The following is a 25,463-nucleotide window of genomic DNA, read 5'->3' on the forward strand; positions in this document are numbered from 1 at the left end:
CGGGGAGATCACGCTGTGAGGTCTCCCCGGCTGACCGGCGCCGTGGCGATCACGGCGCTCGTGCTGGCCGGACTGGGCGGGGCGGCTTCGGCCGCCCCGCCCGGGGTTTCCGGCCCCGCCGCCGCCCCCGCGGCGCTGGCGGCGGTCAGCGGGTCCGCGGAGCGGATCGCGAAGCTCACCGGACCCGGCTCGATCAACGCCACCGACACCAAGTGGCAGCTCAAGGCCACCGACCTGGGCATCATGTGGGACAACGGGTCGGGGCAGATCCTGACCCTGTTCGGCGACACGTTCGGCAACGGCTGGACCGGGCCGGGCGGCGGCGTCGGCAACGGCGCGACCATCGACTGGCGCTGCAACACGCTGGTGCGCAGCAGCGACCGGCGCCTCGCCGACGGCATGACGTACGACAGCGCGGTGCTCGACCGTCCCGGGCACGCGGGCACGGTGCTGCCGTGCAAGCAGATCAACTTCGACGAGATGACGGTCATCCCGACCGCCGCGATCTCGGTTGGCAATCGGCAGTACATGCACTACATGTCGATCAACCACTGGGGCGACGCCGGGCGCTGGTACACCAACTACGCGGGCATCGCGTACTCCGACGACAACGGCCAGACCTGGGTCAAGGACGCCGACGCGCGCTGGCAGAACACGCCCGCCTCGGACAACCGGTTCCAGATGGCGGCGATGCTGCGCCAGAGCGGGTACGTCTACCTCTACGGCACCCCCAACGGCCGGTTCGGCAACGCCTACCTGGCCCGGGTGCCGGAGACGCAGCTGCTGGAGCCGTCCGCCTACCGCTACTGGAACGGCTCCGGCTGGATCACCGATCAGTGGGCGTCGGCCGTGGTCGCGGCCGGGCCGGTCGGCGAGGTGTCCGTGCTGTACAGCCGCTACCTCGGGCGGTACGTGATGGCGTACCTCAACGAGGCGCGGGCGGCGCTGGTGCTGCGTACGGCGCCGACGCCGATGGGCCCGTGGGGCGCCGAGGAGGTCATCGCCACCGCGGCGCAGTACGCCGGGCTGTACGGGTCGTTCCTGCACCCGTGGTCGGCCGACTCCAACAGCCCGTACCTGTACTTCACCATGTCGCAGTGGGACCCGTACAACGTGTGGCTGATGCGGGTGAGGCTCACCGGCGGCGGCATGTTCGGCGGGTCGCCGACCGACTTCACCGGCGACGGGCGCGCCGATGTCGTCACGTTCACCCAGGACCACAACGGTGACGCGTACGTCGCCCCGTCCACCGGGACGGCGTTCGCGGGCGGCGGCAAATGGCACGACTGGTTCGCGCCGTTCAACGAGACGCCGCTGACCGGCGACTTCACCGGCGACGGGCGCGACGACGCGGTCACCCTCACGGGTGCGCCGCTGTACGACGCGTACGTGGCGCCGTCCACCGGGAGCGCGTTCGGGGCCGGGGTGAAGTGGCACGACCGGCTGGTGATCGGCAGCGAGCTGCCCGCCGTCGGCGACGTCGACAACGACGGGCGTGACGACCTGGTGGTCTTCACCCACGACGGCGAGGGCGACGTGTTCGTGGCGCTGTCCACCGGCTCGTCGTTCGCGAACCCGGTCAAGTGGCACGAGTTCTTCGCCCCGTGGGGCGAGTTCCCGGCGCTCGGCGACGTCAACGGCGACGGCCGCGACGACCTGATCACGTTCACCCTCGGCGGGACGAACGACGTGTACGTGGCACTGTCCACGGGCGGCTCGTTCGGGGCGGGCCAGAAGTGGCACGACTTCTTCGGCGTGGACGGCGAGTCGCCCCGCGTCGGCGACGTCAACGGCGACGGCCGGGCCGACCTGGTCACCTTCACCTGCAACGCCCAGGCCGACGTGTATGTGGCGCTGTCCACCGGCACCGGCTTCTCGGGCACCACGGTCAAGTGGAACGACTTCTTCTGCCTGGCCGGGGAGTTCCCGTACCTCGGTGACGTCAACCGGGACAACCGGGACGACATCATCGTGTTCTCGCAGAACCCGAGCAACGACGTGTACGTCGGGCTGTCCACCGGCAGCGGGTTCGCCGGCGGGGTCAAGTGGCACGACTTCTTCGGCCTCACCGGCGAGCGAACCTACTGACCGGATCGACGTGCCCGGGTCGGCGGTGCGGCCGGCCCGGGCACCGCTGCCCCGCCCGCGCCCCGGCCCGGTGGGACGGGCGGATCGGAGGTCAGGCGATGAGGGTGACGGCGATGGCGGCCATGGTCGCGGCGATGACGCCGTCGAGGACGCGCCAGGTGACCGGACGGGCGAGTACCGGAGCGAGGCGGCGGGCGCCGGCGCCGAGGCTGACGAACCAGACCGCGCTGGCCGCCGCCGCGCCCGCCGCGAACAGCCACCGGCTGTCGTGCTGCCCCGCGAGCCCGCCGAGCAGCAGCACGGTGTCCAGGTACACGTGCGGGTTGAGGAACGTGAACGCCAGGCACGCCAGCATCGTCGCCCGCAGCGTGCTGCCCGGCCGGTCCGCAGGGGTCAGCGCGGCGGGGCGCAGCGCGCGCCGGGCCGCCAGGACGGCGTACGCGAGCAGGAAGGCGGCACCGCCCCAGCGAATCGCGGGCAGCAGACCCGGCTGGGCCGTGACCACCGTGCCGAGACCGGCGACACCCACCGTGATCAGCAGCGCGTCGGACAGGGCGCAGGTCACCACGACGGCGAGCACGTGCTCGCGGCGCAGCCCCTGCCGCAGCACGAACGCGTTCTGGCTGCCGATGGCCACGATGAGGGCCAACGACGAGGTGAAACCGGCGAACAGCGAAGCGATCATGTCTCCGACGGTAGGCACCTGCCAGGCCACACTCCAGCTAATGTTTCTAAGGTGCCGTTAGCATCGCTGATGTGAGCCTGGACTCGGCGCAGCTGGAGACTTTCGCCGCCGTGGTGCGCGAGGGCAGTTTCGACGCGGCAGCGCGGGCGCTGAACGTCACCCCGTCCGCGGTCAGCCAGCGCATCAAGGCACTGGAGGAGGCGGTCGGGCAGGTGCTGGTGCGGCGGGTCAAGCCGTGCCAGGCCACCGAGGCCGGGGAGCCGCTGCTGCGCCTGGCCGGGCAGCTCGCCCTGCTGGAGCGCGAGGCTCTCGGCGCCGCCCACGGCGCCCAGGGCGCGGCTTGGACCAGGGCGGCGATCGTGGTCAACGCCGACTCGCTGGCGACCTGGTTCATGCCCGCGCTGGCCGCGCTGCCGCCGGAGCTGCGGCTGATGTTCGACGTACACCAGGACGACCAGGACTACTCCGCCGACCTGCTGCGCAGCGGCACCGTGATGGCGGCGGTCACCTCGCAGCACGTGCCCGTGCAGGGGTGCCGGGTGCAGCGGCTGGGCGCGATGGACTACATCGCGGTGGCCGCGCCCGCGTTCCACGACGCCTGGTTCGCCGGGGGCGTCACCGGCGAGGCGCTCGCGGTCGCGCCGACGGTGCTGCTCAACCGCAAGGACCAGCTGCAGCACCGGTTCATGCGTACGGTGACCAGGCGTGAGCTGGACCCGCCGATCCACTACATCCCGGCGGTCGCCGCGTTCGACGAGGCGATCCGGCTCGGCCTGGGCTGGGCGCTGGTGCCCGAGCGGTTCGCCGGACCGGATCTGGCGGCGGGCCGCTACCGCGAGCTGGTCCCGGGCCGCCGGGTGAGCGTGCCGCTGTACTGGCAGCACTGGCGGCTCGAATCGGTGGTGCTGACCGCTCTCACCGACGCCGTGCGGACCACCGCGGCGGCGGCGCTGTCCTGAGCCGCCACGCCGTGGACCGCCTTGACATTGATCGTCGTACACCTATCCTTGGTGCCAGGTGCGTTCGGCGTCGCCCCTCGACAGGTCCCCCGCTGATCCGGAGCCCCCGCATGCCGAACATCCGCGGTCGCCGTGCCGTGCGACCAGCCCTCGCCATCCTCGCCGCCGTGTTGCTGCTGCTGACCCAGGCGGGCCCGGTGGTCGCCGGTCCGGCCGATCAGACCACCGCCGAGTCGGGCAACCCGTTCACCGACGGCTGGTACGCCGACCCCGACGTCGCCGTCTACGGCAGCACCTACTGGGTCTTCCCCACCACGTCCAAGACCTACGGCGAGCAGACCTACCTCGACGCGTTCTCCTCCACGGACCTGGTCAACTGGACGAAGCACCCGAACGTGCTGACCACGGCCCGGGTGTCGTGGGCGTCGTACGCGATGTGGGCGCCCGCGCCCGTCTACCGCAACGGGAAGTACTACCTCTACTTCGCCGCCAACGACATCCAGAACAACTCCGCGCTCGGCGGCATCGGGGTGGCGGTGGCCGACCAGCCGCAGGGGCCGTACGCCGACGCGCTCGGCCGGCCGCTGATCGGGCAGTTCCAGAACGGCGCGCAGCCCATCGACCAGGACGTCTTCATCGACGACGACGGACAGGCGTACATGTACTACGGCGGCTGGGGCCACGCCAACGTGGTCAAGCTCAACGCCGACATGATCAGCCTGGGCACGTTCGGCGACGGCAGCACGTACAAGGAGATCACGCCGTCGGGCTACGTCGAGGGCTCGCAGATGTTCAAGCGCAACGGGAAGTACTACCTGATGTGGTCGGAGGGCGGCTGGACCGGCCCGGACTACTCGGTGTCGTACGCCATGTCCACGTCGCCGACCGGCCCGTTCACCCGGCTGGCCAAGGTGCTCGCGCAGGACCCGGCGGTGGCCCGCGGCTCGGGGCACAACTCGGTGATCAACGTGCCCGGCACCGACGTGTGGTACATCGTCTACCACCGGCGGCCGCTGAGCGAGACCGACGGCAACCACCGCCAGCTCGCGTACGACCGCATGTACTTCAACGCCGACGGCACCATCCAGCCGGTGACCATGCGGGTCAAGGACGACTTCAACGACGGCAACGCGCTCGGCTGGCGTGCCTACGGCGGGTCGTTCGCCGCGAGCGGCGGGCGCTACCAGGCGGGCAGCTCGCTGGGCGGCAAGGCGCTGCTCGACACGAACTTCGCCGACTTCAGCTTCGACGCCGACGTCACGGTGACCTCGGGCGGCGGTGACGCGGGCCTGATCTTCCGGGTGAAGCAGCCCGCCGTCGGCACGGACAGCTACACCGGCTACTACGCCGGGATCAGCCCGGCGGGCCGGGTCGTGCTCGGCCGGGTCAACAACAACTGGACCCAGCTCCAGGCCACCGCCATGACCGTCGCCGCCGGGACCACCTACCGCATGCGGGTGACGGCCGTCGGGTCGTCCATCAAGGTGTACGTCGGCGACCTGGCCACCCCGAAGATCGACGTCACGGACGCGACGTTCGCGTCGGGGGCCAACGGCGTGCGCGTGTTCAACGCCGCCGGGGCCTTCGACAACGTGGCGATCGGCCCGGCCGTCGGGGCGGGCACCAACCTGGCCCTCAACCGGCCCGCGACCGGCACGACCGCCTGCGTGGGGTCCGAGGGCCCGGAGAAGGCCGTGAACGGCACCGTCAACGGCGGCAACACGGACAAGTTCTGCTCGGCGGTCACGGGCGCGTGGCTGCGCGTCGACCTCGGCTCCACCAGGGCGATCACCCGGTTCGAGGTGGCGCACGCCCAGGCGGGCGGCGAGTCGGCGTCGTTCAACACGCGGGCGTACACCATCGCGGTGTCCAACGACGGCACCACCTGGACCCAGGCCGTCGCCGTCACGAGCAACACCGCCGCGACCACGCTGCACCCGGTCGCCCTCTCCGGCCGCTACGTCCGCCTCAACATCACCACCCCCACCCAGACCACCGACATCGCCACCCGCATCTACGAACTGCGTGTCTTCGGCTGAGCCGAGCATGTCCAGCCTGGGTCTGGATGAGTTGTGGTCGTTCCGGCGACCACAACTCGTCTAGACCCACGCTCGGCGGGGATAGGGTGCAGAAATGGATCAGCGCATCAGCCTCATCACCCTGGGCGTCGCGGACGTGGGCCGGGCTCGGCGCTTCTACGAGCAGCTGGGCTGGCGGGGGCAGGAGGTCGACGAGACCGTGTTCTTCCAGGCCGGGGGCATGGCGGTGGTGCTGTGGGGGCGCGGCAAGCTGGCTGACGACGGCGGGCTGAACGATCGCGGCAGCGACGGCTTCGGCGGCGTCGCGCTGGCGCAGAACGTCCGCTCCCGCGAAGAGGTGGACCAGATCCTGGCCGTCGCCGAGCGGGCGGGCGCGCGGGTCACCAAGCCCGCCGAGGAGACCTTCTACGGCGGCTACGCCGGGTACTTCACCGACCCGGACGGGCACGTCTGGGAGATCGCGCACAATCCCGGCTTCACGCTGGCCGAGGACGGGTCCCTCGTGCTGCCCGACTTCGGTGCCTGACGGAGCTGCCACTGCCGCGTGTTAGAACTGGACCGGCCGGGCATCCGCGTCCGGTCACGACAGCACGCGCCACCCGGACAAGGAGAACCATGACCGAGGCACCCCAGGCCCCGAGCACCGCCCGGATGATCGACTACTGGCTCGGCGGGAGCAACCACCACCCCGTCGACGTCGCGGCCGCCCAGGCTTTCGAGGGGGCGTACGGGCCGTGCGCGGACATCTTCCGCTCGCTGCGCGCGTTCTCGGGGCGGGCGGCGCGGTATCTGGCCGACTGCGGCGTGGACCGGTTCCTCGTGTTCGGCGCGGGCATCCCCGCCCAGGGCAACGTGCACGAGGCCGTGCCCGGCGCCCACGTCCTCTACACCGACCTCGACCCGGAGATCGTGGCCGCCGGACGGGCGCTGCTCGACGGCACGCCCGGCGTGACGTACATGGCGGGTGACGCCGCAGACCCGCGTGGCATCGGCGCCGAGACGCTGGACGCCGCCCTGCCCGGCTGGCGCGACCGGCCGGTCGGCCTGATCTTCCTCGGGCTGGCCGCGTTCCTGGACGACGCGGCCCTGGCCCGCGCGCTGGACGAGATGTACGAGCTGGTCCCGGCGGGCAGCCGGCTCGCCTTCGACTTCGACGCGATGGAGCTGGCGGCCTACCCGCAGGCGCTGGCGATGATGGGGCCGGGTTTCCACATGCGCGAGCCCGAGGACTTCGGCGCGCTGCTGGGCCGCTGGCGGGTGACCGACGACGGCATCGTCCCGGTGGCGCGGTGGCGCCCGGAGGGGCCGATCGAGCAGGTGCCCGACGCGTTCTGGGGTGGCGTGGCCATCAAGTGAGCCGCCCGGCGGCCCCGGCCGGGCACGCTCGGGCGGCTGGGTGTCCGATGTGGTGGGACCGGAGGGCCCGGCAGACTGGACCCTCCGAGCACCCGCGCGTGCGGAGCCGGGCCACCGGCCGCCGAGGTGCCCGCCGTGCGCCGCGAGCGGCGTTCGACCGTCCGGAGGGGAGCCGCCGTGGCCGCGCTGGAACCGCTGGGCCCGCCGCGCCCGTACGAGTGGCGCCGGGCCCTGTCCGTGCCGGGTGCGCTGTGGGTCTGCTGCGCCGTGGTGGGCAGCGTGCTGGGGCAGGCCGACGCGTTGCGGTTCGCGGCGCTGGCCGGTCCGCTGCGCCGGGCCGCCACGGACCCGCCCGTACTGGCCGCCTGGGTGATCGCCCTGCTCCTGGCCTGGGCCGTGGCCGGCACGGCCGCGCTGGCGGGCGGCGGCGCGGTGGAGCGGTTGTGGCTGCGCCAGGACTGGGGGCGGCTCGGTGCCGCGCTGCTGCGCCGCCGTGGCCGCCGCTGGTCGGCGGCGTGCGCCGCGACGGAGACCGCCCGCGGCATCGCCCTCGCGCCGGGGGCGACCGCGGCGGACCTGGCCGCGTTCCGCAACGCCGCGGCCCGCCGTAACAGGCTCGCGCTGGCCGAGCCGACCTGCCCCGGTCCGCTCGCCGACCGGATGGCCGCCCTGGAGCGCCGGGTCGACGGGCAGTACGCCCTGGACCTGGCCGCCGCGTGGCCCCTGCTCTGGCTGCTGCTGCCCGCCGCGGTCCGCGCCGACGTCCGCGAGGCGCGGGTCCGGTGGGAGGCCGCCGCCGGGTGGGCCGCCTGGGGCGTGCTCTTTCTGCTGCTCGTGCCGGTATGGTGGCCGGCCGTGCTGCCCGGACTGCTGCTGTGCGGGTGGGGCAGGCAGCTCGCGGCGCCCGCCGTGGACGAGCTGGCCCGGCTCACCGAGGCGGCGGTCGACGTCCACGGCATCGAGCTGGCCCACCGGCTCGGCGTCGCGCTGGACCAGCAGACTCTCGAACCGCGCGGGGGCAAGGCGGTCACCGCGATCGCCCGCAAGGGCACCTAGCCCGCCGCGAACGTGTCCGTCAGACCCCGATGGCACTGCGCACCGCTCACCTGGGAGACGGCATGACGAGCGAGACCCCTCCGGCACGCGAACCCGTCGACGCCGCGCTGCGGGCGTTGCTGCCGGCCCGGGCAGCCGCGGCGCTGTGGCAGTTCGCGGTGCAGAGCGGGACGGCGTTCGAGCTGGCCCGCCCCTACCCCAACGCCCGGTCCGGAGCCGTCGTCTGCGCGGTGCGCGAGCATCACCACTACACCGGTGTCCGGAAGATCATCCTGAAGCTGGACACGGTACGCGACGCCGCGCGCGCCCACGGGGAGTACGTGCAGCAGCAGCGGGCCGTGCACGAGGGCGGCGGCTTCGCGCGGCGCCACCTGGTGCAGCCCGCCCGTGAGCCGGTCCGGGTCGACGACAAGCTCTGGTTCACCTTCCAGGAGCTGGCCACCGGCGAGGCGACCGATGTGGGGCTGGCCGACCTGGAGGTGCTCACCGCGCTGCTGGAGGCCGCCCGCACCGGATCCGACGAGGAGTCGCTGCCCACCGCGTGCGCCCACATCGTCCGGTCGGTGCTGGGCGAATGGGCCGCGCACCGCGACACCAAGATCATGGACGTGCCCGCCTTCCTGCGCCTGCATGTGCGCGACCGGCTCGGTCCGGGCGGCGACCTGCACGCGCTGGCGAGCACACGTACCGCGGCGACGCTCGAGCTGCCGGGCGAGCCGGGGCCGCTGGCCAACCCGCTACGGCTGGTCACCGATCCGGCGATGACGGCCGGACGCCGCATCGTCGCGGTCACCGGCAAGGCGCACGGCGACCTGCACACCGAGAACGTCCTGGTGCCGGTGCGGCCGGTGGTCGCCCCGGACGGCTTCCGGCTGATCGACCTGATGAAGTACGGGTCCGGCGCTCCGCTCACCCGCGACCCGGCGCACCTGGTGCTCTACATCGTGGCCCGGTCACTGGCGGGGCTGGATCCGCAGGCGCGCGAGGCGCTGTTCGGCCTGGTGCTGCATCCCGCGACCGCGCCCCGCGGCGGGCCGGTGCCGGGCTGGCTGCACCGCACCGTCGTCGGGGTGCACGCCGCGGCGGAGGGCTGTGCCCGGTCGCTGATCGACGAATGGCGCGAGCAGGCGATCCTCTCCGTGCTCGGCAACGCCCTGATCTTCGTGGGCCGTGCGTCCACCCGCGACGAGGACCGCGGCTGGTTCCTGCGCCTGGCCGCCCTCGCCGCCGACGCGTATCTCGGCCGAGGCGCGCCCTCGCCGCCCCGGGTGACGGCCTCAAGACTTCCCGTCGTCACCGAGCCCCCGCCGAGCGTGGCACCTCCGCCGAACGGCCGCGTGCCGGGTGAGCCCGATCCCGGGCAGACCTCGCCCGGCGGGTTCCCGTTCCCGCCGCCCGGTCCCGGCCTGCGGCGCGCCACGTCGGACTGGCGGGCGCGGCTGTGCCGCAACCTGGCCGCCCTGCGGCTCGCGGCACAGGACCCGACCAGCGCCGCCCGGGTGGACGCCCTGGTCGACGCTGCGGCGGCCGGCCACGCCGCGGCCGACGCCGCCTGGAGCCTGGAACTGGACGGGGTGATGCTGGAGCTGCTGGACGAGGCGGGCACGCGCAGTGCGCTGCCGGGGGCGCCGGCCGGGTCGCCGCTGCTCTACGAGCGGTACGCCTGCCCCGGCGAGCGCTGCCGCCGCGTCGAGCCGCGCCAGCCCGGCGGGCCGCTGCCGACCTGCGCGCTCACCGGGGAGGCGATGCGGCTGCGGGTCAGCTGACCGGCTCGCCGCGCCGGGGCCGCCACCGTCCAGCCGCCGCGTCCCAGCTCAGCCGTACGCCCGGCCGGAAGACGTCGCGTTCGAGCTGGAGCAGGCTCGGCATGGCGCGCGCGTCCCGGCACGCCTCCTCGCCGACCTCAACGACCACCTGGTTCTCCTCGTCGACCAGGCGGATCACGGACTGGCCGGGCGGGGCGGCCTGGCGCAGCCGCTCGAAGACCTGCAGCAGGCGGGTCGCCGCCTCGGTGCCGAACTGCTGGACCATCGCCTCGGTGAAGGTCGCCACGGCCGCGTAGACCACGAGCACGACGGCGTCCACGTCGACCGCGCGAGCGGTGCCGCTCTCCTCCACGTACGGGTAGACGCCCAGCTCGGCGGCGAGGTCGTCGGCCAGGCGGGGATCTGCCCGGCCGGGCACGACGACGGTGACGGTTTCGGCCACAGGTCCTCCTTCTCTCACACGCCGCTGAACGCGAACAGCGCCCAGCGGTACGGGACGTCGAACACGCGCTGCGCCGACCACCGCTCGGCGTGGACGGGGTCCTTCGGCCGGATCAGCACACCCGGCAGGTAGGCGTCGAGCTCGCCCTGGGTGGCCCGGCGCAGCCAGCGTTGCGCGTGCGCGAGCGCGGCCGGGGGCGGCAGGCCGCGCTCGCGCCACAGCTCGTAGAACTTCGCGGTGACGAACACGGCCGCCTGGTCGTGCGCTCGCCAGTACGTGGCGACCACGCCGGCGACGCCGATCTGCATCAGCCCGCCGGGCAGGCTCACCGCCTCGTCCGGCAGGGTGCGGCCGGTGACGTGACTGTCGCAGGCGGACAGCACCGCCAGGCGCCGCGGCGACTCGGGCACGTCGAGGAGGTCGCGCAGGCGCAGCGGGCCGTCCTGCAGGTGCAGGGCGCTCTGCAGGATGTCGTCCGGCCACGCCTGCGCGTGGCAGCTCCAGTGCCACACGCTGTGCCGGGGCAGCGCCGCGAGCACCTGCGGCCCGCTCGCGTCGGGCAGCGTCACCCCGGTGTTGCCGCCGGCCCGCCAGCGTGCGGCGATGACCGCCGTCTCGTGCCGGGCGTAGCGCAGCGGGCTGTCCGGCAGCGCGTCCGGCGCGTCCATCGTCAGCAGCGTCAGGGGCCGGTTCTCGCATTCGGCGGCGCGGCGGCGGGCCTCGGCGAGGATGCGCGCGTTGGGCGCGTACCGCACGAGCACCCGGTCCAGCAGGAAGTCCCAGTCGGCGAACGGCGCTCCCGGCGCGGCGGGCCCGCCCGCCGCGTGCACGGGCAGCAGTCCCAGCACGCCGACCGGCACCAGCGTCACCAGCGCTCCGGCGGGCAGCTCCGCGGCCAGGTCGCGCAGGCCGTGCTCCCACAGCCAGGGCAGAAGGTGGTGCACCACCTCACGCTGCGGCGGGTCGGCGCCGGGCCGCATCGCGGCGAGGTAGCGGTCGGCCTGCTCGCGTACCCGCTCGTCGGTAAGGTCGGGCAGGCGGCGCCAGGCCGGCTCGCCGCCGCCCACCGGAATGATCACGGCGTAGCCGCCCTGACCCGCGGAGGCGAGGTAGACCAGCGGCCCGTCGACGGCGGCCGCCGCGATCTGAGCGAAGTCCACGTCCCGGCCGGCGCCGGTCTCCCGGCGCAGCCTGTCCAGATCGGCCCAGACCCGCTGGGCCGGGCTGCTGAAGGCGTGGCTGCCCGCGCGATCGACCGCGCCGCGGGCGGCCAGGCTCGGGAGGAGCCGGTTCCGGACGAGGTCCTCACTCATCGCGACCGCCCGGCCGAGTTCGAGCGCGACGACCGCCTCCCGCTCGCGGCCGGCCAGCAGCAGCCAGTACCCGGCCTCGGCCGCGACGTGCTGGGCGGTGAGCAGCACCCGGTCCCGCTCCTCGGGCAGGTACTGCGCGCCCGTCAGCTGCGGCACGACGCGCATCAGCTCGGTGAACGCCTCGACGCACAGCTCGGGGACCTCGACCGCCAGCGTCCAGAGCGTCCAGTCCAGCGACAGGTCGAGGTGGGCCGGCAGCGAGTAGCGGCGGGTCTCCTCGGCGGCCGCCCGCCACGCCGCCGCGACCTGCTCCTGGGACGGGCCGTCGTGGAAGCGGCGCTCGGCGAGCGCCATGGCCCGCGCGAGGTGGCCCCGGGCCAGGCGGCGATGCCCCGACCCGCCGTACTTGACCGCCTGTTCGCTGAGCAGGATCGCCGTCATCAGGCTCTGGGCGACGGTGTCGGCTACCTCCTGCTGGTCGGCGTCGGAGAGCCCGCTCAGGTCGCGTGCGTCCAGCGCCTTGGCTCCCACCAGGTGCAGCTCCGCGAGCACGGTGTCGGCCCAGGCCCGTTCCCTGGGCCGCCGGCGCAGGCGCTGCCGGGCCCGTTCGCACCACTCGACTGCCTCGTCCAGATCGGAGAGGTCGTCCCCGCAGCGGCGGCCGAGGCAGTACGCCAGGTCGGTGTACACGTCCGGCTGGTGGGCTCGCGGCGCCAGCTCCACCGCACGGCGCGCCATGGCGACGGCCAGGTCAGCGTGCTGACTGGCCTGTTCCGGTGGGCCGGCCCGGCCGGCCATCGTGAAGTGATACAGCGCGCGGGCACGGCAGACCCGCATCTCGACGTTGCACTCGGGCGGCAGCGAGGCGCCCGTCTGCGCCAGGATCTCCAGCGCCTCGGCGTAGCCCTGAAGGTCGCCGTGCTTGTCGGCCTTTCTGTCCATCGCCGCCACCAAAGCCTCCGCCAGCAGCAGCGCGTCCAGGGTGCCGCGGTCCTCACCGGCGAGCTGCCGCTGCAGCAGGTCGGTCGCGCGGACCAGCCCGTCGCTCTGGTCGGTGTGCATGGCCTGGGTGATCAGCGCCTGCACCAGGTTGCGCTCCGCCTGCCGCCGGTGCTTCGGCTTGAGCGGGCCGGCCAGGATCCGCTCGCAGTCGGCCACCAGGCCCGCGGCGTGCCGTTCCTCGGCGATCGACCGCGGGCTGTCCCGTACGCTCCGGCGCTGCATCCGGCCGAACCATGCCTGCAGAAGCGGGACTCCGGCCACGAACGTGGCGATGACCAGCCAGGTGACGGCCGGCGAGCGGCCGGACATCTCGTCCAGCGCGAGGTGGAGGACGACCGCCTGGGACCAGCACACCAGCACCGCGACCGCCCATCGCATCGCGGGCCGTGGCCGGTGATCGCCCACCACGATACGCAGGATGAGCAGCATGCCCACGCCGAGCGCGAGGCCGGCGGACGGCGCCGCCCAGGCGGTCCAGGGATGCTCCCCATAGGACCGGTGGAGCAGGATGTTCAGCCCCATGCCCCACGTGCCCGCGAACCCGGCTCCGATCACCGGCATGGTCAGCCGCCGCCCGGGGGCGGACAGCATCGCTCGCAGCACGATCCTGGGCACCTGCACCCGCCACCCGCCGCCTTCCGCGCCGATCGCCGTCCGTACGCACGGAATCTGACGGACAGCGCCGCGGGTGGCCGGTCAGGCGTCCAGCAGGGCGCGGACCTGGCGGGCCAGCTCGATGGAGGCCTCGATCTCCACCTTGCGGATGGAGACGCTCTCCACGTTGAAGCCGAACGGCACGCCCAGCCGGCGGCAGAACGCGGACAGCTCGCGCGCGGCGCTCAGGCACTGCTCGAACGACTCCGCGAGCGGGTCGGCGGACCAGCGCAGCGTGTTCTCCAGCCAGCGGGGCACGTCCACCCCGAGCCAGTGCAGGAACTCCAGCGTCTTCATCGAGCCGCACACCGACAGCGTGAAGATCACCGGCCGGGGCGCGACGTCCTTCTGGCGGCAGGCGTAGAAGTAGTCAGACAGCAGGCTCTTGGTGGCGTCGACGTCGTACACGACCTGTGTGACGAAGAACGCGGCGCCCCGGTCCTGCTTGGTGATCATGCGGAGGTGCTCGTCGCCGCTGCGGCTGTAGCGCTCGGTGATGGCGACCGCGCCCAGCGGCAGGTCCGGGCGGACCCGGCCGCGCAGCGCGTACGCCTGCGTCAGGCCGGTCTGCACGCCCTTGTCCCGCGAGGAGGCGCCGACGAACACACTCAGCACCTGATCGGTGTCCACACCGCCGAGCCAGCCGGCCAGTTCGGGCTCCGTGTACTTGCCCACACAGCGATAGATGACGACGGGCTTGCCGAACGAGCTAAGGTGCTCGCGATGAAAGCTCGCCGGGTCCATGGTCGGCAGGTACGGGAAAGGCCGCTCCTGCGGATTGCGGTCGCTCTCGTCGTCGATGTCGTAGAGGATGAGCCCGTCGATGTCCACGGTCGTGAGCCGGGCCATGGTCACCTCGGCGATCTGGGCCGCCTGCGCGACCGGTACGCTGCGCCGCGGCGGTGTGATGCCGACCAGGAGCACGCCGTCGTCGGCCCGTTCCAGCATCTCGCGCAGCGGGCGGCGGGACGGCGGGGGCAGGGCGGCTTCCGGCATGGCGCCCAGGTTAGCGGAGGGGGCCGGTCCGGGTACGCGGTCGCCACGCCGGTCCCGGACCGCGGGACGGACCGTCCGGTCGGAAAGTCGCCGGAATGAATCTGCCGAATCGCAAACCGAAACGCCCTCCGGGGCGTTAGATCTGCAATACCGATCACGTCCGCCGGATGCCGTGCGGGGCCGGTCCTCCGGGGCCGGAATAGGCACCGGCGGGCAGGTGTTAGGAACCGTGCATCACAAGGGGGAATGACAGATGGCCATCACTGACTACGACGCGCCCCGCACGCCCGCGATCGAGGAGGACAGCCTCGAGGAGCTGCGCGCCAGGCGCAACACGCCTGATTCGGCCAAGGTCGACGTCGACGAGACCGAACTGGCCGAGACGTACGACCTGCCCGGCGCCGACCAGCTCGACGAGGAGCTGAGCGTCCCGGTCGTGGCCCAGCAGGCCGACGAGTTCCGCTGCACCAGCTGCTTCCTGGTCCGGCACCGCAACCAGCGGGCCTACCCGGACCGCGACGTGTGCCGCGAGTGCGCCTGACGACTCAGACGGCAGGCAGGCCCGCGGTGTGGTGAGGAGCGGGCGGTGAGCGCGCCCGGCGGTGTTCCCGCCGGGCGCCCGGACGCCGGGTGGGCGGCCGTTCAGTTCGGGTTCGCGGCGTGGGTGAGGGTCTCCCAAGCCGTGAACAGGTTGTTGGTGCCGGCGGGGCGCTGGTTGAGGGTGAGCGTCTGGGTGTTGGTCATGCCGATGCCCAGCCGGAAGTTCAGCGCGTTGAAGCCGACCTCGGTGATCGGGCCGAGTCCCAGGTGCAGGCCGCCACCGCAGAGCCAGGACGGCACGGCGGCGCCGAGCTGGTACTTGGCGTGGAAGCCGAGGGCGTGGCGCAGCCGGTCGGTGAACTCCGGGTAGAGGTCCTGGCCCTGGATGCGGCTGGTCTCGGCGATGTGGGTGGCGGCGGAGATGCCGTATCCGGTGTGCGTGAAGTCACGGCAGGTCTCCTGGGACAGGCCGTCGACGAACGTGCTCTGGCCCTGCCAGTAGCCGATGATCTCGCTGGGCGTGTCGATGCCGCCGCCGGGCCCGTAGGGCACCGCGCCGTCGGTGCTGAGATAGAAGTAGGCGCGCATGCGGTTGCGGAAGCGGCTGACCGCGCGGTCATAGGCGGTGCGGTCCTCCAGGTGCACGGCGATGCCGATGACCGCCTCCATCATGCTCAGGTCCCAGTTGCCGTTGCTGGTGGTGTTCCCGTTGATCACCTCGGGCAGGTAGACGTTGCGCAGCATGGTGGCGAAGCGGCCGGCGTTGGGCCAGCCGCCGGGGTAGGTGTGCTTGATGATCTCGGCGGCGCGCGGCCAGGTGGATCCGGCCCAGGCGGTCTGCAGCGGGGCGTTGCTGTTGGTGTGGTCGGTGATCACCGCCGACCAGGCGTCCATGAGCCGGATGGCCTGCTGGGCGTAGCGGCTGTCGCGGGTGATGTACCAGGCCAGCGCGGTGGTGTAGGCCGCGATGGCGTCCTCGCGCTCGTCGGTGCAGCCGTAGTTGGGATTGGAGTAGGAGCCGCACTCGACGACGGCGCGCGGCTTGGCGACGCGGCTGAGCGAGGCGTAGCGGCTGGCCGTCATCTGGTCGTACGCCTGCCGCCAGGGCTGGGCGTTCGCGTTGACGCGGTCGCGGACGAAGTCGAGCTGGGCCCGGCTGACCAGGACGCCGGGGTGGGCGAACACGGCGGGCGCGGCGGCGGCCGGGCGCGACGGCGCACCGGGCAGGATCACGAGGGCCGCACCGAGCAGGGCGGCGACGGTGGTGGCGAGTGCGAGCGGCACGCGCCGTCGAGTGTGGAGCATCGGCTGCTCCCCTCCTGGTGTGGTGGCTCGGGAGCGGCCAAGCCAGGAACTGTAAGGTAAGTTTCCTTACTAAATACCTCGGCATTCACGCTGTCAACTGTTTCGATCCATTGATCAGGGCCAGAGGCGTTCGGTGCGCCAGCCGTCCTCGGTGCGGCGGTAGCGCAGCCGGATGTGCCGGCGCTGCGCGTCGCCCTGCCAGAACTCGACGCTCATCGGCTTGAGCAGGTAGACCGTGTGGTGCTCGGCGACCAGATGCGGGTCGGCTTCCAGCCGAGCCTGCGCCTCCGCCAGCGCCTCGGTCAGGTCGGCCGGGTCGTGCAGCACGCTGCTCTGCCGCCCGATGAGGCTCGCGGCGCGCGAACTCAGCGGCCGAGCCAGGAAGTCCTGGGCGCTGACCTCGGGCCCGGCGGGCTGGACCGGGCCCCGGACGCGGATCTGCCGCCCCTGCTCGCGCCAGTAGAAGCCGAGCGCGGCCTGCGGGTTGGCGCCGAGCTGGCCGGCCTTGGCGCTGATCGACTCACTCGCGAAGTAGAGGCCCTCGGCGTCGAGGTCCTTGAGGATCAGCACCCGCAGGTCCGGCAGCCGCTCCGGGCCGGCCGTGGCCAGCGTCATCGCGTGCGGCTCGGACACCCCGGCCGCGATCGCCTCCCGTAGCCAGCCCTCCAGCAGGTCGATCGGGTCCGGCGGGGCGGCGCCGGGGTCGAAGGCGGGCAGCGGCCGGTCGAAGACGGGCAGGTTCCGGAGCAGATCGCGCATGGACACGCCGCCATTGTCACGCCTGCGGCGGCCGAACACGCCGCCATCGCCCTTCCCGTCGGCGGACCGGGGCGCCCTGGCTGGGCAGCCACGACTATCAGAGATCCTGGCCACCGTGCGCTACCAGAGCAGCGGCAGCTCCAACATCACCATCGGCGGCTCCGATGGTGGTGGCGGCGGTAGCTGCACCGCGACGCTGTCGGCCCGCCTCCGGCGGCGCGGCGGCCGACGGGCCGCCGCGCCGCATTCTCCTCCGTCACGGCAGCCCCTCGACGTGCTCTGCGTCACCGGAGCGAGTGAAACGCATACCCCGACTTGCATAACGATGCGCCCGTGCGCATATACTTCCCCCGTGTCCAAGGTTCTCACCTCCCTTCCTGTCGGCGAACACGTCGGAATCGCCTTCTCCGGCGGCCTCGACACCTCGGTAGCGGTCGCGTGGATGCGCGAGAAGGGAGCGGTGCCCTGCACCTACACCGCAGACATCGGGCAGTACGACGAGCCCGACATCGCCTCGGTGCCGGGCCGGGCCACGGCCTACGGCGCCGAGCTGGCCCGGCTGGTCGACTGCCGCGCCGCCCTCGTCGAGGAGGGGCTGGCCGCGCTGGCGTGCGGCGCGTTCCACATCCGCTCCGGCGGCCGCGCCTACTTCAACACCACCCCGCTGGGCCGGGCCGTGACCGGCACGCTGCTGGTCCGGGCGATGCTCGAGGACGGCGTGCAGATCTGGGGCGACGGCTCCACCTTCAAGGGCAACGACATCGAGCGGTTCTACCGCTACGGCCTGCTGGCCAACCCGTCGCTGCGCATCTACAAGCCGTGGCTGGACGCCCAGTTCGTGCACGAGCTCGGCGGCCGCAAGGAGATGTCGGAGTGGCTGGCCGAGCGCAGCCTGCCCTACCGGGACAGCGTCGAGAAGGCGTACTCGACCGACGCGAACATCTGGGGCGCCACCCACGAGGCCAAGTCCCTCGAACTGCTCGACACGGGCATCGAGATCGTCGAGCCGATCATGGGCGTTCGGTTCTGGGACCCCGAGGTGGAGATCGCCCCCGAGGACGTCACGATCGGCTTCGAGCAGGGTCGCCCGGTGACCGTCAACGGCAGCCGGTTCGACTCGGCCGTCGACCTGGTGCTGGCGGTCAACGCCATCGGCGGGCGGCACGGCCTGGGCATGTCCGACCAGATCGAGAACCGGATCATCGAGGCCAAGAGCCGCGGCATCTACGAGGCGCCCGGCATGGCGCTGCTGCACGCGGCGTACGAGCGGCTCGTCAACGCGATCCACAACGAGGACACGCTGGCGGCGTACCACGCCGAGGGCCGGCGGCTGGGCCGCCTGCTCTACGAGGGCCGCTGGCTGGACCCGCAGGCGCTGATGCTGCGCGAGTCGCTGCAGCGGTGGGTCGGCTCGGCGGTCACCGGCGAGGTGACGCTGCGGCTGCGGCGCGGTGAGGACTACTCCATCCTGGACACCACCGGCCCGGCGCTGAGCTACCACCCGGACAAGCTGTCGATGGAGCGCACCGAGGACGCCGCGTTCGGCCCGGTCGACCGCATCGGCCAGCTGACCATGCGCAACCTCGACATCGCCGACTCCCGCGCCAAGCTGGAGCAGTACGCCCGGATCGGCATCGTGGGCAGCGGCCCGCAGACCGCGCTGACCGCCGCGGCGCAGCCGGCCACCACCGTGCTGATCGGCGTGCTGCCCGAGGGCGGCGCCGAGGCGATCGCCGACCGCGGCGAGACCGCCGACCACGAGGGCCTGCTGAGCATCTCCGCGATGGAGCAGGGCAACGACTGACCACGCTAAGGGAATGTGAACGGCGCCGTGCGGGACGACCGCACGGCGCCGTTTCCATTGCGCGGGCAGGTTCCTCATGGCAACATTCATTGCAATATCTAAGGATATTGATCAGAGGAGGTCACATGGCTCGCGTGCTGCGTCACGTCGCCGCCCGGCTGATGGGCAGGTCCCAGGTCAGCGGCCGCTACCCCTACTGGTTCTACGGTTACGAGCAGTAGCCCTGCCCGTCAACGCGCCGATGACAGGATCCCGGACCGGGATCCTGTGGCTTTTTCAGGGAGCCTGATGTCGCAGCCCGAGCAGTGCGTACGGCCCCCGGGCCCGCGCGGGCACTGGCTCATGGGCAACACCCCCGCCTACGACGCGGACCGCATGGGCTTCCTGCGCCGCACACATGCCGCATACGGCGACGTGTTCTCCTTCGACGAGCGCACCGTCTTCGTCACCGATCCCGAGCTGACCCACGACGCGCTCGCCCGCACCAACACCAGCTTCCTCACCGAGCTGGCGCCGTTCGCCCCGCGGCCCGACCTCGCTCAGGCCACCGCGCAGGCCGACGCCTGGATGTCGGCGCGCCGCACGGTGTGGGCCGGGCTGAACCACTCCGCCGCGGCCGCCGCCGACGCACGCACGGTCGAGCTGCTCGACGAGCACCTGCGTACGGCCGCCGAAAGCGAGACCGGCGTGGTGGACCTGATGCGCTCGTTCACCGCCCACACGATCGCCGAGTACTGCTTCGGCCCGGACGCGGCCGGCATCCCGGCGCTGCTCGCCGAGAACCTCGCCATCACCGAGCCGTTCACCGGCTCGTCGTACCAGTTCCCGGCCTGGCTGCCGCTGCCGCGCCACCGCCGCTTCTTCCGGGTGCACCGGCACACCGTCGAGACGCTGACCGGGATCGTGGCCCGGCGGCGCGCCTCGGGTGGCGGCGGGCGGGACCTGCTCGGGTTCGTGCTCGGCGCGGACCCGGCGATGCCCGACCGCACCGTGACGGCGACCCTGCGCGGCATCCTCATGGGCGGGCACGGCATCCCCGCGGCGGCGTACACCTCCATCGTCAAGGAACTCGCCACCAGGCCGCGGCTCGCCGCGGACCTGCGGGACGAGGCCGGGCACGGCGTGCCTGCGGCCCGGCTGCCGCTGGCCGAGGCGGTGGTCAAGGAGGTGCTGCGGCTGCAGCCGCCGGTGTGGCTGATGACCCGGACCGCGAGCGCCGCCACCACGCTGGGCGGCTGGTCGCTGGCCCCGGGCGACGAGGTGCTGCTGAACCCGTACCTGATCCAGCGTGATCCGCGCTGGTGGGCGCGGCCCGACGAGTTCGATCCGGGCCGCTGGCTCACCGGGCAGGCCGCCCCGCGGGCGGCGTACCTGCCGTTCGGGGCGGGACCACGCGTGTGCGTCGGGTCCGCGCTGACCATGCGGCAGCTGACCCTGGCGACCTCACGCCTGGCGCAGGCCTACACGGTCGAGTCGGGCAACGCCGCCACCGCCGCGCCGCGCTTCCACGGCCGGCTCGCCCCGGCGGGCCTGCGAGCCCGCTTCCGTCCCGTGCGCCGCTGAGCGCCGAGCATCCTGGAGGTATCCCCGCGTGCAGCAAGCCCCGGCCCTGGTCATCGGCATCGCCTCGTCCTCGGCCCAGCGGCGGCAGCTGACCCGGCTGCTGGGTGCGAGCAGCGCCTTCCTGATCGTGTCGAACGCCGGTGAGGCGCGGGAGTTCCTCGGCGTGGTCGACCTGCTGCCGGAGGCCGCGCCGCCGGAACCGCCGGAGGAGCCGCTGCGCCTGGCCCCCGGCCTGGCCGTGGACTCCGACCGCCGGGTGCTGCGCTGGCGCGACCGGGAGGCCGAGCTGACCCGGCTGGAGTACGACGTGCTGCGCTGCCTGTGCGAGGCGCCGGGGCAGGTGTGGACCTACGAGCGGCTGCACGACACCGTCTGGGGCAACCGGCACCTGGGCCGGGGCTCCGACATGCACTCGGTGGTGCGGCGGCTGCGCGCCAAGTTCGCCCGGCTCGACGCTGCGGCGACGATCGACACCGTGCGTGGGGTCGGCTTCCGGCTCGCCGCGCGCTGACGCTCCCGGCCGGCACGTCCGGCTGAACGTCCCCGGCCGGACCTCCTGGCTGAGCATCGGTAGACGTGGTCCGGCCCGCCCGATCCGAAGACCGGGCGGGCCGGAGCCGTTTCAGCAGGCTAACGGTCGCACGTCAACACCGGATCGGTGCCAGCGCGAAGTCCTCGACCGTGGGCGTGGTGACGTTGACCCTGGCCTGGCGGGTCTGGGGCTTCCAGCCGTCCTTGGCCACGATCAGCGTCAGCGGGTTGTTGCGGCGGTCCATCCAGTAGGCGTACTTGCCCTGGGCGTCCGTCGCGAAGGTCCACGACATGGCCCACGAGTCCACCTGGACCACCGCACCGGCGATCGGCGAGTTCACCCCCTGGCAGCTGGTGCCCGTCACGGTGCCCATGAGCTTGCCCCAGGTTTTGGGGGGCGTCACGTTCATCGTGATGTCGACCGGTGCGACCGTGTACGGCGTGTTCTCCTTGATCCCGACCGAGGCGGTGTAGGTGCCCGGCTGGTCGACGTTCGCCGTCAGCACGGCGGTGACGGTGACCGCCTGTCCGGGCGCCAGCGTGACCGCGCCCTTGTCGATGGTCAGCCAGCTGACGTCGGCCGCGGCCTCGGCGCAGCCCTCGAAGCCCGGCAGCGCCTCGCTGTCCGGCGCCGCGTTGAAGTTGCCCGAGGAACCGCCGATCTTGTAGAAGCCGCAGGCCGCGCCACCGCGGTAGCGTGCGGTGTTGGCGTTGGGCAGCGCCGACCACGACCCGGCGGCCGGGTCGTAGGCGAAGCCCGCGTTGGTGATGGCGCCGCCCTGCGAGCCGCCGACGACCAGCAGCTTGCCGTTCGCGACCGCGAACGAGCTGGCCCAGCTGTCGACCGGCGCGTCGGCGATGGCGGTCCAGCTGTTCGCGCCCGGGTCGAACGCGTAGCTGGCCTTCTGCGCGGCGGAGCCGTCGTTGCCGCCGGTGCAGTAGATCGTGCCGTCGATCCCGCCGCAGGAGGCGAACGCCACCGACTTCGGGTACGCCGCCACGGTCGTCCAACTGTCGGCCGCCGGGTCGTAGCGGACCACGGTGTTCGACATCGGGGTGCAGCTGGAGGTGGTGCAGCCGCCGATCGCGTACAGCTTGCCGTCGATCACCGCCTGACCGGCCGCGGCGCGCGGCGCCGGGTTGGCCGCCAGCGCGGTCCAGGTGTTCGCCGCCGGGTCGTACGACCAGGTGCCGGCGTCCGGTCCGGAGGCGCCCCAGCCGCCGGTCGCGATGATCTTCCTGCCGACGACGCCCACCGCCATCGCGTTGCGCGCGGCGGGCAGGTCGGCGATCGGCGACCAGGTCTGGGCGATCGGGTCGTAGACGTAGTTCTTCGCGGTCGAGGCGGATCCGTTGCCGCCCGCGATCGAGTAGATCTTGCCGTCCAGGGCCACCACCCGGTTGTCCATCACGTTGGCCGGGTAGTCGGTGATGTCGGCCCAGGGGTCGGCCTGCGGCGCGGCGGCGGGCGTGACGGCGTTGGCCGACATGCCCGACGGCCGGGCCGCCAGCGAGGTGGCCGTGGTGAGCCGCTGCAGCGGCGCGCCCGCGGAGCCGAGCAGCTCCTGCTTGCTGACCCGCGAGCCGTCGGCCCGCAGCAGCACGAAGCCGCCCTCCCGCTCGCTGAACACGACGTCGACCGGGGCGCCGCCGGTGTTGGTCACCGTGAAGGTCTTGGTGGCCTTGCCGGTGGGCATCTGCACGGTCGCGCTCAGCGAGGCCGGCTGCACCTTGAGCCGCCCGGCCGCGAGCTGGAAGCTCGCCGCCGTCGCCCAGTCGGCCTGCACGTCGACCGGCTTGCTCAGGCTGACGTAGCCGCCGGCCTGCGCGGTGAACGGGTGCGATCCGGTCAGGCTCGAGAACAGCCAGTAGAAGCCGTCGGCCAGCCCGGAGTCGTCCGGGGTCGCCGCGGTCACGGCCTTGTCCGCCGGGCGGTCGCCACTGGTGACGGTGGCGCCGTTGACGTACGAGCCGTCGTTCTTGTCGCGGACGTGGCCGAAGACCAGGCCGCCGTCGACCGGCGAGCAGGTGACCGCGCTGCCGATCAGCACGTTGTCGACCGACCACCACCACTCGTACGACGCGTCGTAGTAGTGGAAGCGGACCTGCACCTGCGACTGGCCGGCCGCCTGCGGGATCGGGATCTCGGTGGTGCGCGGGCCGCGGAAGTCGGCCGCCTGCCGCAGCAGGTTGGTCCAGGTCGCACCGCCGTCGAGGCTCAGGTCGACGTCGGCGCGGTCGGAGCCGAGCTGGTTGAAGTCCTGGTTGAACCGGATCACCGGGGCGGTGACGGCGGTCAGATTGACCACCGGGCTGACCAGCGAGGTGTTCTGGTTGCCGCCGAGACCGTAGTCGTCGCTGTCGACGATCGCGAAGTTGCCGCTGCCGCCGGTCAGGTTGCCCCGGCCGCCGTCGTCGGTGAACTTCCAGACCTGGCCGGTGCCGGCGTTGTCCACGACGGTCCAGCCCGCCGGCACGGTGGTGCCGTCGAACGTCTCGTACTCGCCGTCGGAGCCGAAGGCGTAACCGGGCGCCGCGCAGGTCGTGGCGTTGACCGGCAGCGCCGCGTTGGCCACGACGTTGCCCGAGGTGACGGTGACGTCCTTGGTCACCGACTGGTAGCCCGGGTACTGCGACTCGAACTTCAGGGTGTAGGTCGAGCCCGCCGGCAGCGTGAAGCTGTAGCGGCCGTTACCGGGCGCGGTGTAGTCGTACACGCCCGACGGTCCCTGGACGGTGACCTTCGCGTACAGCGGCCAGCCGTGGCCGGAGCCGTCGGTGACCGCGCCGCTGACGGTGTAGCTCGGCACGGGCGCCAGCGCGAAGTCGACCGTGGTGGTCGCGCCGTCGGCGATCGTGGCGGGCTTGGTGGCGCCGGTGTACCCGAACGCCGCCGCAGCGACCTGGTAGGCACCGGCCGGCAGCAGGATCGAGTAGGTGCCGTCGGCGCCGGTGGTCAGCTCGCGGGAGACGTCCGTGCCGGTGATGGTCACGGTCGCGCCCGGCAGCGGGCTGCCGGTGGCGGTGGAGGTGACCGTGCCGGACAGCGTCCCGGTGTCGCCGATCGGGGCGGCGTTCAGCAGCGCCAGCGCGTCCAGCCGGCCCTCGCCGTAGACGTTGTTGTCGGCCGCCGTGCCGCCGCACTGGGCGTCGGCCTTGTCGATCGCGGAGCCGTTGAGCAGCGCTCGCGTCGCGTTGACGTCGCCGACCAGGGCCGGTGCGGCCGACCACAGCAGCGCGACGGCGCCCGCGAGGTGCGGGGAGGCCATCGAGGTGCCGCTGAAGCTGGCGTAGCCGTTGCCCGGAACGCTCGACCGGACGTTCACGCCGGGCGCCGAGATGTTCGGCTTGATCTCGCCGCTCTGACCGGCGCCCCGGGAGGAGAACCCGGCGACGTTGTTGTTGACGTCGTACGCGCCGGTCGAGTAGTTGCTGACCAGGCTGCCCGGCGAGCCGCTGGTCTGGCAGGCGGGCCCGTTGTTGCCGTTGGACCAGGCCCCGAAGATGCCGGAGGCGGTCCAGGCCAGCGTCACGTCCTCCATGAACGGCGTGTTGGAGGGCACCTCGGTGCCCCACGAGTTGTTGATGATGTTCGGCCGCTTGCTCGCGTCCGGGTTCTGCCCGGCGGCGTCGGTCGGCTCGAGCATCCACTCACCCGAGGCGACCAGGGCGGCGTCGGTGGGGCAGCAGCCGTTGGCCGCGATCCACTTCACGCCCGGCGCGACACCGATCTGGTTGGCCCCGGCCGAACCGGCCATGGTGCCCATGGTGTGCGTGCCGTGGCCGTCGTCGTCGCACGGGATGTCGCAGTTGCCGGCCGCGTCGAACCAGTTGTAGTCGTGGTCGAAGGTGCCGTCGCCGTTGTTGCCGCGGTAGGACGCGACCAGGGCCGGGTGGTCGAACTGGACCCCGGTGTCGATGTTGGCGATGGTGATGCCCTCGCCCTGCACGCCGTACTGTGACCAGACGTCGTCGGCGTTGATGTTGGCGATGCCCCATTCGAGCGCGTTGACGGTGTGCTCGTCGGTGCCGGGGGTCGTCTCGGGCACCTTGTAGGCGACCGGGGCGTAGAGGCCCTCGACCTCGGCATGAGTGGCCAGGTTCTGTGCCATGGACAGCGAGCCGCCGGTGACCCGGATGGCGTTGGTCGCCCAGAACGTGCGGTACTTGACCTTGGCGTCGTCGAGCTCGGCCCGCACCTTGGCCTGGCTCTCGCTCGCGGTCTTACGCAGGGCGTCGGCGACGGCGGTGCCGCGCTGCGCCCAGTCCTTGATGGCGCTCGCCTTGCTCAGGTCGGCCCGCTCGGTGAATCGGACCCAGAAGTCGCCTTCGCTCTTGGCCTGGAACTGCTTTACCAGTTCCGGCCGGATCTTGTCGCCCACCTCGGTGCCGGCGGCCTGGGCCGCCGTGCCGACGCCGGTCAGCGCCGTCGCGGCGAGGACGATCGCCGCTCCCGCACTGACCACTGCTCTGCCTGTGGATCTCCATGTCGGACGTCTGAACATCGGTGTTTCCTCCCCCAGAACGGCCCGGATCGATTGGGGCGGGGGGACGTGCAGGGGGATGCGTCCGGACGGATCCGGTTCGACGATCCCTCCTCCATTC

The 25,463-nt window shown here is 72.6% G+C and carries 17 protein-coding genes and 1 pseudogene; 11 read left to right on the plus strand and 7 right to left on the minus strand.

Going from position 1 to position 25,463, the window contains the following annotated elements; genetic code table 11:
* Positions 1-15 precede the first annotated feature (15 nt).
* Positions 16-2,088: a DUF5005 domain-containing protein gene (locus tag Cba03nite_RS13840; protein ID WP_203745835.1), complete on the plus strand. Its 2,073-nt coding sequence runs from the start codon at positions 16-18 to the stop codon at positions 2,086-2,088.
* Between the two features lie 91 nt (positions 2,089-2,179).
* Here Cba03nite_RS13840 and Cba03nite_RS13845 read toward each other — a convergent pair whose 3' ends face one another.
* Complete coding sequence (locus tag Cba03nite_RS13845) at positions 2,180-2,773, minus strand: LysE/ArgO family amino acid transporter (RefSeq protein ID WP_203745836.1); 594 nt, start codon at positions 2,771-2,773, stop codon at positions 2,180-2,182.
* 77 nt (positions 2,774-2,850) lie between these two features.
* Between Cba03nite_RS13845 and Cba03nite_RS13850 the strand changes: the two genes are divergently transcribed.
* From Cba03nite_RS13850 to Cba03nite_RS13875, 6 genes and pseudogenes are all read left to right on the plus strand, one after another.
* Complete coding sequence (locus Cba03nite_RS13850; protein WP_203746068.1) at positions 2,851-3,732, plus strand: LysR family transcriptional regulator ArgP; 882 nt, start codon at positions 2,851-2,853, stop codon at positions 3,730-3,732.
* Positions 3,733-3,980: 248 nt separating this feature from the next.
* Positions 3,981-5,771: pseudogene (locus Cba03nite_RS13855) on the plus strand (family 43 glycosylhydrolase); the annotation flags it as partial.
* A 94-nt stretch (positions 5,772-5,865) separates the two neighbouring features.
* The gene (locus Cba03nite_RS13860; protein ID WP_203745837.1) at positions 5,866-6,297 is read left to right on the plus strand and encodes a VOC family protein; all 432 of its coding nucleotides are present in this window, start codon (positions 5,866-5,868) and stop codon (positions 6,295-6,297) included.
* 89 nt (positions 6,298-6,386) lie between these two features.
* The gene (locus tag Cba03nite_RS13865) at positions 6,387-7,127 is read left to right on the plus strand and encodes an SAM-dependent methyltransferase (protein ID WP_203745838.1); all 741 of its coding nucleotides are present in this window, start codon (positions 6,387-6,389) and stop codon (positions 7,125-7,127) included.
* A gap of 177 nt (positions 7,128-7,304) precedes the next feature.
* Entirely contained in the window at positions 7,305-8,183 is an 879-nt protein-coding gene (locus Cba03nite_RS13870; protein WP_203745839.1) for a hypothetical protein, read from the plus strand.
* A gap of 62 nt (positions 8,184-8,245) precedes the next feature.
* Positions 8,246-9,949: a hypothetical protein gene (locus Cba03nite_RS13875; RefSeq protein WP_203745841.1), complete on the plus strand. Its 1,704-nt coding sequence runs from the start codon at positions 8,246-8,248 to the stop codon at positions 9,947-9,949.
* Here the strand turns inward: Cba03nite_RS13875 and Cba03nite_RS13880 are convergent.
* The 3 genes from Cba03nite_RS13880 to Cba03nite_RS13890 form a co-directional block, all read right to left on the minus strand.
* A complete protein-coding gene (locus tag Cba03nite_RS13880; protein WP_203745843.1) occupies positions 9,942-10,391 on the minus strand; it encodes a hypothetical protein in 450 nt (149 codons plus the stop codon). The two genes, Cba03nite_RS13875 and Cba03nite_RS13880, sit on opposite strands and share 8 nt — an antisense overlap.
* Positions 10,392-10,405: 14 nt before the next feature.
* Positions 10,406-13,309, minus strand: a complete 2,904-nt coding sequence (locus Cba03nite_RS13885) for a CHAT domain-containing protein (protein ID WP_203745845.1) — start codon at positions 13,307-13,309, stop codon at positions 10,406-10,408.
* A 93-nt stretch (positions 13,310-13,402) separates the two neighbouring features.
* Positions 13,403-14,356, minus strand: a complete 954-nt coding sequence (locus Cba03nite_RS13890) for a 5,10-methylenetetrahydrofolate reductase (protein WP_239125715.1) — start codon at positions 14,354-14,356, stop codon at positions 13,403-13,405.
* 253 nt (positions 14,357-14,609) lie between these two features.
* Between Cba03nite_RS13890 and Cba03nite_RS13895 the strand changes: the two genes are divergently transcribed.
* Complete coding sequence (locus Cba03nite_RS13895; RefSeq protein ID WP_203745846.1) at positions 14,610-14,897, plus strand: DUF4193 domain-containing protein; 288 nt, start codon at positions 14,610-14,612, stop codon at positions 14,895-14,897.
* Between the two features lie 101 nt (positions 14,898-14,998).
* Here Cba03nite_RS13895 and Cba03nite_RS13900 read toward each other — a convergent pair whose 3' ends face one another.
* Together Cba03nite_RS13900 and Cba03nite_RS13905 are read right to left on the minus strand one after the other, a co-directional pair.
* The gene (locus Cba03nite_RS13900) at positions 14,999-16,201 is read right to left on the minus strand and encodes an alginate lyase family protein (protein WP_203745847.1); all 1,203 of its coding nucleotides are present in this window, start codon (positions 16,199-16,201) and stop codon (positions 14,999-15,001) included.
* A 114-nt stretch (positions 16,202-16,315) separates the two neighbouring features.
* Positions 16,316-16,960 carry a pyridoxine/pyridoxamine 5'-phosphate oxidase gene (locus Cba03nite_RS13905; RefSeq protein ID WP_203746072.1) on the minus strand — a complete coding sequence of 215 codons (645 nt, stop codon included), beginning with the start codon at positions 16,958-16,960 and terminating at the stop codon, positions 16,316-16,318.
* Between the two features lie 352 nt (positions 16,961-17,312).
* Here Cba03nite_RS13905 and argG point away from each other — a divergent pair, with 352 nt between their 5' ends.
* The 3 genes from argG to Cba03nite_RS13920 all read left to right on the plus strand — a co-directional run bounded on the left by argG (position 17,313) and on the right by Cba03nite_RS13920 (position 20,838).
* The gene (argG, locus tag Cba03nite_RS13910; protein ID WP_203745848.1) at positions 17,313-18,764 is read left to right on the plus strand and encodes an argininosuccinate synthase; all 1,452 of its coding nucleotides are present in this window, start codon (positions 17,313-17,315) and stop codon (positions 18,762-18,764) included.
* A 288-nt stretch (positions 18,765-19,052) separates the two neighbouring features.
* A complete protein-coding gene (locus tag Cba03nite_RS13915) occupies positions 19,053-20,327 on the plus strand; it encodes a cytochrome P450 (protein ID WP_203745849.1) in 1,275 nt (424 codons plus the stop codon).
* Between the two features lie 28 nt (positions 20,328-20,355).
* Positions 20,356-20,838 (plus strand): winged helix-turn-helix domain-containing protein, encoded by a 483-nt coding sequence (locus Cba03nite_RS13920; protein ID WP_203745850.1) that lies wholly within the window; start codon positions 20,356-20,358, stop codon positions 20,836-20,838.
* Positions 20,839-20,971: 133 nt separating this feature from the next.
* Here the strand turns inward: Cba03nite_RS13920 and Cba03nite_RS13925 are convergent, their stop codons facing one another.
* Positions 20,972-25,324 carry a S8 family serine peptidase gene (locus Cba03nite_RS13925; RefSeq protein WP_239125716.1) on the minus strand — a complete coding sequence of 1,451 codons (4,353 nt, stop codon included), beginning with the start codon at positions 25,322-25,324 and terminating at the stop codon, positions 20,972-20,974.
* Positions 25,325-25,463 lie beyond the last annotated feature (139 nt).

Origin of the sequence: Catellatospora bangladeshensis (assembly GCF_016862575.1) — a bacterium.
Lineage (GTDB): Bacteria > Actinomycetota > Actinomycetes > Mycobacteriales > Micromonosporaceae > Catellatospora > Catellatospora bangladeshensis.